The 11,143-nt window shown below is 72.0% G+C and carries 7 protein-coding genes; 4 read left to right on the forward strand and 3 right to left on the reverse strand.

The features are described from left to right. Window positions 1-182 precede the first annotated feature (182 nt). Window positions 183-623: a GNAT family N-acetyltransferase gene (locus P1V51_08905; protein ID MDF1563149.1), complete on the forward strand. Its 441-nt coding sequence runs from the start codon at window positions 183-185 to the stop codon at window positions 621-623. Here the strand turns inward: P1V51_08905 and rseP are convergent. Continuing rightward, window positions 620-1,720 carry an RIP metalloprotease RseP gene (gene rseP, locus P1V51_08910; GenBank protein MDF1563150.1) on the reverse strand — a complete coding sequence of 367 codons (1,101 nt, stop codon included), beginning with the start codon at window positions 1,718-1,720 and terminating at the stop codon, window positions 620-622. The genes P1V51_08905 and rseP overlap by 4 nt on opposite strands. A gap of 154 nt (window positions 1,721-1,874) precedes the next feature. On the opposite strand from rseP, the gene P1V51_08915 reads away from it, so the two are divergent. Further along, window positions 1,875-2,600, forward strand: coding sequence for a hypothetical protein (locus P1V51_08915; protein ID MDF1563151.1), 726 nt, complete (start codon window positions 1,875-1,877; stop codon window positions 2,598-2,600). Window positions 2,601-2,677: 77 nt separating this feature from the next. Further along, window positions 2,678-3,445 carry a M50 family metallopeptidase gene (locus tag P1V51_08920; GenBank protein ID MDF1563152.1) on the forward strand — a complete coding sequence of 256 codons (768 nt, stop codon included), beginning with the start codon at window positions 2,678-2,680 and terminating at the stop codon, window positions 3,443-3,445. A gap of 4 nt (window positions 3,446-3,449) precedes the next feature. Here the strand turns inward: P1V51_08920 and P1V51_08925 are convergent, their stop codons facing one another. Then, complete coding sequence (locus P1V51_08925) at window positions 3,450-5,705, reverse strand: hypothetical protein (GenBank protein ID MDF1563153.1); 2,256 nt, start codon at window positions 5,703-5,705, stop codon at window positions 3,450-3,452. 97 nt (window positions 5,706-5,802) lie between these two features. Continuing rightward, the gene (locus P1V51_08930; GenBank protein MDF1563154.1) at window positions 5,803-7,539 is read right to left on the reverse strand and encodes an ATP-binding protein; all 1,737 of its coding nucleotides are present in this window, start codon (window positions 7,537-7,539) and stop codon (window positions 5,803-5,805) included. Between the two features lie 306 nt (window positions 7,540-7,845). Here P1V51_08930 and P1V51_08935 point away from each other — a divergent pair. Then, window positions 7,846-11,143, forward strand: a 3,298-nt coding sequence (locus tag P1V51_08935) for a MopE-related protein (GenBank protein ID MDF1563155.1), incomplete at its 3' end; no start/stop codon positions are given.

Below are 11,143 nucleotides of genomic sequence, written 5' to 3' on the forward strand. Positions count from 1 at the left end.
GCGTCTGGAATCATTGGACCTGGAGGCGGCCGCGGCCACGGATTTCGCCCCGGATCGGCCCCGGGATCACGGATTTTCGAGGTCTCCGGCGCCAGGTGCACGGGGCGTTTGCCATGCGATCCCCGGGCGGGTATTCTCCGCCGCGCATGGCGGCAGAGACGACGACGATAAGAATTGCGCCGGTGAGCCCCAAGAAGGCCCCCGGAGACTTCCACGCCGCCCTCGCCTTGCGCGAGGTGGTCTTCATCGAGGAGCAGGCGGTCCCGCCCGACCTCGAGCGGGACGAGTTCGACCAGGACGCCTTCCACGTCCTGGCCTGGGAGGGCATGCACCCGGTGGGCACCGGCCGGCTGGTCGAGCTCTCGGCCCCCCCGGAGGGGTGCACCGGGAAGTGGGGCCGGATCGGCCGCATGGCCGTGGTGAGCTACTCCCGGGGCAAGGGCATCGGGCGGATGATCCTGGAGGCCCTCGAGGCGGAGGCCCGCACCCGGGAGATGACCGGGATCAAGCTCCACGCCCAGATCCACGCCATGGGCTTCTACGAGGCCATGGGCTACGTGCGCTGCGGCGAGGAGTTCGAAGAGGCCGGCATCCCGCACTGCGAGGCCCGCAAGGAGCTCTAGGGCGCGGCCTCCGCACCCTGCGTGTCCTCGACGGCTGCCGGGGCCTCCGGCTCCGGGCTCCCCCAGAGCCGCCCGATGTCGCCGATGGTCACGACGATCATCAGCCCTATCAGCAGCAGGAAGCCCACGGCGTGCACCGCCAGCTCGACCCGCGCGTTCACCGGGCGCCGGGAGACGACCTCCCAGCCCAGGAAGACCAGGCGCCCGCCGTCGAGGGCGGGGATGGGCAGGAGGTTGAAGAGGCCCAGGTGCACCGAGATGATCGCCACCAGGATCAGCAGGGGGATCATCCCCTCGGCCGCCGCCTTGGCGGTGGTGTCCACGATGCCCACCGGCCCCTGGAAGTTCGCCTCCTCCTTGCCCCGGATGATCTTGTAGAGGCCGCTGACGATCCGGACGTTCCAGTCCCAGGTCAGCAGCACGCCGCCGAGGAGGGCGTCGCCGAGGGGCTTGCCCTGGCCGCGCTTCCCCTTGGGCACCACGCCGATGAGGCCGACCTCCTGGCCGTCGACCAGGGTCTTCTTGGGGGTGACGTCCAGGGTGAGCTGCTCGCCCTCCCGATCGATGCGCAGCTTGGAGGGGACCTCGGCCCGGGCGTAGACGGCCGCCTGGAAGGAGGCCCAGTCGCTGATCTCCACCTCGTCCACGCCCACGATCCGGTCGCCCTTCAACACGCCGGCGGTGGCGGCGGGGTCCCCGGCCAGCACGTCGCCGATCACGGCCTTCGAGAAGTCCGGCTCCATGGGCCCGGCCAGGAGCACGATCGCGAAGATGACGGCGGCCAGGATGTAGTTGAAGACCGGCCCGGCGAGGATGACGAGGATCCGCTGCAGCGGCGTCTTGTTGAGGTAGCTGCGGGGATCGTCCTTCGCGTCCTCCTCGGTGGGGTCCATCCCCGAGATCTTCACGTAGCCGCCGAGGGGCACGGCGCAGAGGGCGTACTTGGTCTCCCCGTAGGTCCGGGAGAGCAGGGTGGGGCCGAAGCCCACCGCGAAGGTCTCGACCCGCATGCCGGTGGCGCGGGCTAGGAGGAAGTGTCCGAGCTCGTGGAAGACGATGAGACCGGCAAAGGCGAGGATCGTGAGTACGACGGTCATGGCCTGACTCTAGCCCTGGGGGGGAGAGGCCGCCAGGGTAGGGGAAAGAGGGGTGGTGCTCGTGTTGACACCAACCGAAGGCCCGGGGTTTGCTTTTCATTCCCTCCCGGCGTGGGCTCTTTCTTCCGGCGCCCGAACATGAGGAGAACCAGAGATGAAGCGTTTCAGCGTGATGATGGTCGGCTTGATGGTGGGCGTGGGCTGCGCCTCCGGTCCCTCGATGCGGGTGGATGAGAACCTCCTCTCCGGGCTGCCCCCGGGCCAGATGCAGGGCGTCATCAACGCCCGCGCCGGCCGCGACGCGGCGGTCGACGCCCACACCAAGGCCCAGCAGGACGCCCTCGGGGCGCGCTCCCAGCTGAAGGTCGCCAAGACCGAGCTGGAGCTGGCCAAGAGCGAGGTCGAGCACTCCATGGCCAAGGCCGAGATCTCCAAGAACGGCTCCGAGGCCGACTACCAGGTGGCGCAGGACGAGGTCACCCTCAAGGAGGCCATCGTCACCTCCAAGCGCCACCTCGTCACGCTGCGCGGCCGCCAGGTCGAGCTGGTGGACGCCCGCGAGGCGCTGGCCGAGGTGAAGCTCGAGCTAGCCGAGGCTGAGGTCGAGGCCGCCAAGGCCCGGGCCGTGCAGGGCCTGGACAAGGCCGCGGTGCGCGACATCTCGGTGAGCCGCTTCGAGCTGCAGGTCTCCGAGTACAAGTCCAAGGTGGCCTCGGCCGAGCAGAACGTCGCCAGCGTCGGCGTCGAGGTCGAGGAGGCGCTGAAGGCCTACGAGACCGCGAACCAGCGGGTCGAGGCCCTCCGGGGCACCCCGGCGCCTCCGCCGCCGATGACGCCGACCCCGGCGACCGGCGCCGGCATGGCCCCTCCGGGGATGTAGTCCCTGGCCGACGACCCGTGACCGAAGTCTGACGCTCGCGCGCTTGCCGCCCCCGGCGTTCGCCTTACGCTGGGTGCATGCGCAGCCACCTCTCCCTCGGCCGGATCCTCGGGTTCCCCGTCGATCTCCACTTCAGCCTCCTCCTGCTGCTCGCCTTCATCCTGATCTTCGGCGGCGGGCTGCCGGGGCTCTGGCTGACCCTGCTGGTGCTGGCCTCGGTGCTGGCGCACGAGCTGGGGCACTCGGTGATGGCCCGGCGCCTGGGGATCGGCATCGAGGGGATCACCCTCTACCCCTTCGGCGGGGTGGCCCGGATGCGCTCGATGCCCGAGAAGCCGCGCGACGAGGTGATCATCGCGGCCGCGGGGCCCGCGGTCTCCCTGCTGCTGGCGGGCGCCTTCTTCACCGCCTTCCTCTTCGTCGGCGGTGAGCTGCTGATGAACCTCGCCGCCATCAACGCCGTGCTGGGCATCTTCAACCTCATCCCCGCGCTGCCCATGGACGGCGGCCGCATCTTCCGCGCGCTGCTCGCCGAGCGGCTGGGCTTCCTGCGGGCGACGACCATCGCCGCGAAGGTCGCCCGGGTGGCCGCGGTGGGCCTGGCGCTCCTGGGCCTCTTCACCAACCCCATGCTGGTGGTGATCGCCGGCGTCGTCTGGTGGATGGCCGGACGGGAGCTGCTGGCCGCCCGGATGGCCGCCGCCGGCCCCTACCGGGTCGATCCGCGGATCGATCCCGAGCTCCTGCGCCTGCTGGAGATCCTCCAGCGCGGCCAGCACGTGAGGCCCGGCCCCGCCGGGCCGGCGGGGGCGCGGGCCTCCCAGATGGTGGTCGAGGTCCGCTAGGGCCCTAGGGCAGGACGAAGAGGAAGTCGTCCGCGGTGGCCTCGCTGGGCCCCTCGAGGAGGCGCTCGCCCGACCAGCGCTCGAGGTCCAGGGGCGAGGCGAAGCTCTCGGCCCGCACCCGCAGCCGGATCTCGTTGTTCCCGTTGCCGAGGAAGGCATCGACCAGCGCGGTCTGCGCCGGGTCGGGGAGGGGGCCCTGCAGGGTGCCCGCCGGCCCGTAGACGTCCCAGAGGGTGTCGTAGCGCGGGGTCCAGTTCAGGCCGCCCTGGCCGTCGTCGACCTGGATCCAGGTGCGGTTGGCGAGGGTCGCGTGGCTCAGCTCGGCGGCGCTCGGGTCGAGGCTCACCCCGAGGAAGTCGCTCAGGACGAGGGAGCCCGGAGGGTTCTCCAGGAAGGAGAGGTAGGCGCGGGCGGAGTCCACCACGGTGGTGGAGGGATCCGAGCGCTCGACCTGCACCCGCACCCGCAGGCCGGCGTCGAGGACCGGGTCCAGCACGGGGAAGGGGCGGGGCGCGAGGGCGGCCACGGTCCCGCCAGCGGTGAGCGGCACCCGGGAGGAGTGCAGGCCAGAGAGGAGCTCGTAGCCGGCGTCCACGGCGCTCGGCCACATGCCGCGGGTGGTGAGCACCAGGGCCTCGATCGGCGCGTTGGCCAGCTCCCCGGTGAAGGTGGGCAGCGCGAAGACCGCCTCGCCGCGCTCGAGATCCGCGACCCGGGTGAAGGTCAGCCCCAGCGGGATCATCCCGGCGCCGTCGTGCACCACCGCGACCGCCAGCGAGTAGGGGACGTCGGTGGTCGGGGCGCCGGTGTCGCCGGGCACGGCGAGATCCACGAACTGCCGCGGGGTCTGGGGGTTGCCCTGCGCGTCCATGATCTCCACCCGGGTGGAGGTCGGGAGGTTCGCGGCGACCCGGGGATCGGCCAGCAGGCCCGGGCCGGTGAGGGTCGCGGTGGTGTCGGGCACCACCACGGCCTTGCGCAGGGCGACGTCGGTGGTGGGGTTGAGGGCCCAGGGGCCGGTGGAGTCCGCGAAGGTGATCGTCGCCGGCACCTCGGCCACCATCGTCAGATCGGTGTCGGCGATGGGGGCGGCCAGGTCGTTGTCCCCGGCGGCCACGTCGAGATCGAGGGTGGCCACGAAGAGGGTGGTGAAGGCCATCGAGCCGAAGAGGGCCGCCGAGTCGACGCCGCCGCCCGAGAGGAGGGGCACGACCGCCAGGGCGTCGATGTCCACCAGGACGCCGAGCACGAAGAAGCGGGTCTGGCCCACCGGGGCGTCCACCACGAAGTTCATCAGGGGATCGTCCCCGGTGACCGGCACGCCCAGCAGCGCCGCCGACCCGTTGAGGAAGAGGTCGTCGGTGGTCAGGTTCCCCGGCAGGGGCGCGGCCAGCGTCGGCGGCCGGCCGAGGAGGTCCCGCACGTCGAAGTCCGCCGGATCGCCCGTCACCACCGGCGCGATGAGCACCGCCCGGATCTGGCTGGAGGTGGTCGCGCCCATGTCGAAGGAGAGGAAGGGCTCGATGGCCGGGAGCCGATCGAAGATCGAGTAGTCGATGGTGCCCCGGACCACGCCCTTCGGGGCGGCCTGCAGCGCGCTGTCGGTGGGCTTGAGCGGCACCGTGAACGCCGCCCGGTTGATCCCGAGCAGGGTCACGCCGCGGTAGGCCGGGCGCTGGATGTCGGCGGTGCCGGCGTTGAAGTCGTGGTCGACGTCGACCGTGAGGGAGGGGGCGCCGATGGAGACCGTGGTCTGCCCCGAGAGGGAGGCGTCGGTGAGGGTGGCCTGCCCGCTGGCGTCGGTGGTGGCCGTGGGGCCGCCCTGGCTCACCTCGACGAAGGCGCCGGCGATGGGGGCGCCGTCGACGGCCGAGATCACGGTCACCGTGAACTCCCCGTCGATGGTCGGCGGGGGCAGGGCGGCCAGCGAGGCGCTGGCGCTGGCCTCGAGGCTGCCGTCGCTCACCGTGACCGTGAAGGTGTAGTCGCCCAGCACGTCCGGGGTCACGCCGAGCTCGGCGGTGGTGGCGTCCACGGTGAGCGCGCTACCGGAGGGGGCGGTGGTCAGGCTCCAGGCGTAGGTGAGGGCGTCGCCCTCGGCGTCGGTGGCCACGGCCGAGAGGGTGACGGTCTCACCGAGCACCACGTCGGCGGCGCCGGTGATGCTCACCTCCGGGGCGGTGTTCTCGGTCTTGCCCTCACCACCGCAGGCGGCGAGGACGAGCAGGGGCGAGAGAGCGAGAAGCAGACTGCGACGCATGGGACCCTCCGGGAAAGGCCGGGGTCGTGCTCGCCCCGGATCCGCCTGGCCTTTTGGCAGCCGGGGAGCGGCTTCGCAAGGGGCGGCGGCGCGGGCGTCAGGAGGCGGCGGCCGGCAGGCGGACGGTGAAGCGCGTGCCCTCGCCGGGGCGGGAGCGCACCTCGATCTCTCCGCCGCAGCCGGAGACGATCCGCTGGCAGATGAAGAGCCCGAGGCCCGTCCCCCCGGGCGCGGCGCGGGTGGTGAAGAAGGGATCGAAGATCCGCTTGAGCTCCTGGGGCTCGATCCCCTCGCCGGTGTCCTCCACGATGATCACCGCCTCGCCCTCCTCCTCGAAGGCGAGCAGGCGCACGCGGTGCTCCTCCGGGCGCCCCTCCGGGATGGCCTCCGCCGCGTTCTTCAGGAGGTTCACGAAGACCTGGGGCAGGCGGCCGGGGCCGGCGACCACCGGGGGGAGCCGGCGCACATCGACCTCGAGCCTCGCTCGCTCCTCGATCAGGGGCCGGGTCAGGCGCAGCGAGGCGGCGAGCAGCTCGGAGAGCTGCTGGGGCTCGAAGCGGTCGGCCTCGGGGATCCGGGAGGCGAGCTCCAGGTCCGCCACCACGCCCCGCACCTGCGCCACCCGGTCGTAGACCTCTCCCAGGAGGCTGCGGCAATCGGGCTGCCCGGCGTCCTGCTGCTCGAGCGACTCCACGAGCTGCCGGCCGATCTCGGCGAGGGGCTCGTCGATCTGCCGCACGAGGCCGGCCGCGAGGGTGCCGGCGGCGATCTGCCGGTCGGCGCTCATCAGCCGCGCCCGCATCGCCTCCTCCTCGCTCACGTCCCGGGCGATGGCCAGGAGGGCGGGCTCGCCCTCCACCACCACCGCGGCGACCCCCACGACCGCCGTCGCCAGGGAGAGATCCTCGCGGCGGAAGCGGACGAAGTGGCGAGGAGGACCCTCCCGCCGGGGAGGGGCCTCCGGGTCGCGCTCGAAGACCTCGAGATCGTCGGTGTGGACGAGGTGCGGGAGCGCGCGCCCCAGCAGGGCCTCGGGCGAGGTGATCCCGACCATCCTCGCCGCGGACTCGTTGGCGAAGGCGATCTTCGCGTCGCGCAACAGGAAGATGGCGTCGGGAGAGCCCCGGGCCAGCATCCCGAAGGCCTCCTCGGCCGCCGAGCGCTCCTCCATGGCCCGGCGCAGGAGCCGCGCGTGCTCGGTCACCGAGTCCCCGAAGAGGAGGAGGACCAGGAGGAGGCTGCCGTACTCCAGGAAGAAGGCCGGCCCCGAGGCGATCCAGCGCAGCCCCACCAGGCCGTCGTAGGCCGCGAGCAGCAGCCAGAGGCAGAGGACCACCACCGCCCCGCGCACCCGGAGGCTGCGGGTCCGCCAGGTCCGCAGCAGCGGGATCACCGGATGCGCCGCCACGAAGAGGAGGGCGAGGTAGCAGATCTCGTTGAGCGGGCCCGCGTCCGGCTGGAGGTAGGGAGCGTCGTGCCAGGAGAGGGTGAGGACCCGGGTGGTGTGGGCGAAGACCCAGGGCGTGAAGATCAGGAGAATCACCCAGACCGCCAGGCTCCCCCAGAGCCAGCCGGCCCACCTCCCCGGGGCGCGGCCCTCCAGGGCCGCCAGGTAGGGGGGGACGGCGTGGCAGATCACCGCCCCGCCCACCAGCATCCACCGCTGGGAGGTGGCCGCGGTGGAGGGGAGGGTGGCCGAGTAGAGGATGGCCGCGCCGCCCGCGTAGACCGCCGTCCCGAGGACCATCACTGCGGCCCAGGCCCGGTCCCGGGCCTCCGGCCACAACCAATAGAGGGCGAGGTGGTAGGCGGCCGTCACGAGCGCCACCGTCACCACCAGCAGGTCGCCCAGCGCCAGTAGCGGAAGTCGATTCAGATGCCTGCCCCCCAGACCCTGGAGAGGTTAGCAGGCCCCCGGCGGCGCCGCCCACCGATCGACCCCGTTCATCCAGATTTTGTTCTCTGGAGTTCAATTGACATCGAAAAAAACTGCTACGATTGGAGTCATATGGAGAGGGGGGTGGGGATCGCCACGACCTCTCAGAAGTCCGGGGTTATCTCGGCCTCCTGGAGGTCGTCGACGGTTGGTGCCGCCGATTCGGACGTGGAGACCCCGCCCATCTCGAGTGGAGGAGCTCCCATGAGGCTGGATCCCGTCACGAACCGCCGGACGCTCGAGGCGCTGCTCGCCACCTTCGCGCTGTTCCTGCCGCTCTGGAGCGGTGGCTGCCAGTGCGGTGGAACCGGCGGCCAGAAGGATCTCTCGGCGACCATCGAGGCGACCTCGCCGGTGATCGCGGACGGGGTCCGGACCTCCGTGGTGACCCTCACCGTGGTCGACGGGACGGGAGCCCCGGCGAGCGGCGTCAGCCTCCTGCTCACCAGCGACCGCGCCGCCGACAGCATCGAGCAGCCCGCGTCGCCCACGAACGCCGCCGGTCAGGCGACGGCCCGGGTGGCCTCGACGGAGGCCGGCACCACCACCCTGGGGCTCACCGACGGCGAGGGCCGCAACATCAGCGGCAGCGGCACCATCGAGTTCATCTCGGGGACGATCTGCAACCCCGGCGATCAGGAGTCCTGCTACGAGGGGCCGGCGGGCACCGAGACCGTGGGCCTGTGTCAGGCGGGCACCCGGACCTGCGACGCGACCGGCGACTGGGGGCCCTGCGACGGGCAGGTGCTCCCCCTGACGACCGACGACGACTGTGACGGCGCCGACTCGGACTGCGACGGCTCCACCGACGAGGACATCGATCCCAACGCGCCGGAGACCTGCGGCGGCTGCGGGGTCGTCTGCTCCTATCCCAACGCGACCGCCCTCTGCGACCCGACCACCCGCACCTGCAGCCGCGGGGACTGCAACCCCGGCTGGTGGCCCGCCGCCGACCCCGTGGACGGCTGCGACTACGAGTGCGCCGGAGATCCGAACTACGACGAGATCTGCAACGGCGTGGACGACGACTGCGATCGAACCATCGACGAGGGCTTCGACTCGGACGACGACGGCTACACCTCCTGCGGCACGGACTTCGTCAACGGGGGCACCGATCCGGCCCTGATCGACTGCGAGGACCTGAGCCCCGACGTGAACCCCGGCGGCACCGAGACCTGCGACGGACGGGACGAGGACTGCGACGGCAACACCGACGACGGCCTGAACCCGCCCGGGGCCTGCCTCGCGCTCGGCGTCTGCGCCGGGACCATCGAGATCTGCGCCGGCGCCGGCGGCTGGATCTGCAACTACGATCCCACCTACATGGCGGTCGAGGACCTCACCGCCTGCGACGGCCTCGACAACGACTGCGACGGCAGCACCGACACGGGCTGCGAGTGCTTCCAGGGTGATCCGCCGGTGGGCTGCGGCACCGACGTGGGCAACTGCACCCTGGGGACCGCCAGCTGCATCGACGGGGTGCGGGCGGCCTGCACCGGCGTGCCGCCGGCCACCGAGACCTGCGACGGAACCGACGAGTCCTGCAACGGCAGCATCGACGAGGGCTTCGACGCCGACGGCGACGGCTACACCTCCTGCGGCACCGACTTCGCCAGCGGCGGCACCGATCCGTCCCTGATCGACTGCAACGACGATCCGGCCACCGGCGCCGGGGTCCACCCCGGGGCCACCGAGGTCTGCGACGGCGTCGACAACGACTGCGACGGCCTCACCGACGAGACCGGCGACGCCCTCTGCGACGACGGAGCCTTCTGCAACGGCGCCGAGACCTGCGGCGGCACCCTCGGCTGTCAGGCCGGCACGGCGCCGGTGATCGACGATGGGGTCGGGTGCACGGCCGACAGCTGCGACGAGGCCACCGACACCGTGGTCAACACGCCGGACGACGCGGCCTGCGACGACACCCTCTTCTGCAACGGCGCGGAGACCTGTGACGCGGCCCTGGGCTGCCAGGCCGGCACGGCGCCGGTGATCGACGACGGGGTGGGGTGCACGGTCGACAGCTGCGACGAGGCCAGCGACAGCATCGTCAACACCCCGGACGACACGGCCTGCGACGACACCCTCTTCTGCAACGGCGCGGAGACCTGCGACGCGGCCCTGGGCTGCCAGGCCGGGACGGCGCCGGTGATCGACGACGGCGTCGGCTGCACGGTGGACAGCTGTGACGAGGCCAGCGACACCGTCGTCAACGCGCCGGACGATACGGCCTGCGACGACACCCTCTTCTGCAACGGCGCGGAGACCTGCGACGCGGCCCTGGGCTGCCAGGCCGGGGCGGCGCCGAGCATCGATGACGGGGTCGGCTGCACGGTCGACAGCTGCGACGAGGCCAGCGACAGCATCGTCCACGCGCCGGACGACGCGGCCTGCGACGACACGCTCTTCTGCAACGGGGCCGAGACCTGCGACGCGCTGCTCGACTGCCAGCCCGGGCTGGCGCCGAGCGTGGACGACGGGGTCGGCTGCACGGTGGACAGCTGCGACGAGGCCACCGACAGCCTCGTGCATGCGCCGGACGACACGGCCTGCGACGACACCCTCTTCTGCAACGGCGCGGAGACCTGCGATGCGGCCCTGGGCTGCCAGGCCGGGACGGCGCCGAGCGTGGACGACGGGGTCGGCTGCACGGTGGACAGCTGCAACGAGGTCACCGACAGCATCGTCAACGCGCCGGACGACGTGGCCTGCGACGACACCCTCTTCTGCAACGGGGCCGAGGTCTGTGACCCCGCCCTGGACTGCCAGCCCGGGACGCCGCCGAGCACGGACGACGGGGTCGGCTGCACGGTGGACAGCTGCAACGAGGCCACCGACACCATCGTCCACGCGCCGGACAACACGGCCTGCGACGACACCCTCTTCTGCAACGGCGCCGAGACCTGTGACGCGCTGCTGGACTGCCAGGCGGGGACGCCGCCGAGCGTGACCGACGGCGTCGGCTGCACGATCGACAGCTGCGACGAGGTCGCCGACGCCATCGTCAACACGCCGGACGACACGGCCTGCGACGACACCCTCTTCTGCAACGGCGCGGAGACCTGCGACGCGGCCCTGGGCTGCCAGGCCGGCACGCCGCCGAGCGTGAATGACGGTATCGCCTGCACGGTCGACAGCTGCGACGAGGCCGCCGACGCCGTCGTCCACGCGCCGGACGACACGGTCTGCGACGACGGCAACGCCTGTACGGCGAACAGCTGCGACGGGGCGCTCGGGTGCACCACCGCGAACGACGACGGGATCGCCTGTTCGGTCGGCGCCTGCTCGGGCGTCTGCGGGGGAGGCCTCTGCGGAGGCTGCACCTGCAACGTCGACGCCGACTGCAACGACGGCGTGAGCTGTACGGTCGACACCTGCTCCGCCGGGACCTGCCTGAACACGCCGAGCAACGTGCTCTGCGACGACACCCTCTTCTGTAACGGGGCCGAGACCTGCGACGCGGCGCTCGGCTGCCAGGCCGGGACGGCTCCGAACGTGGCCG

Source organism: Deltaproteobacteria bacterium (assembly GCA_029210625.1).
Lineage (GTDB): Bacteria > Myxococcota > Myxococcia > SLRQ01 > SLRQ01 > JARGFU01.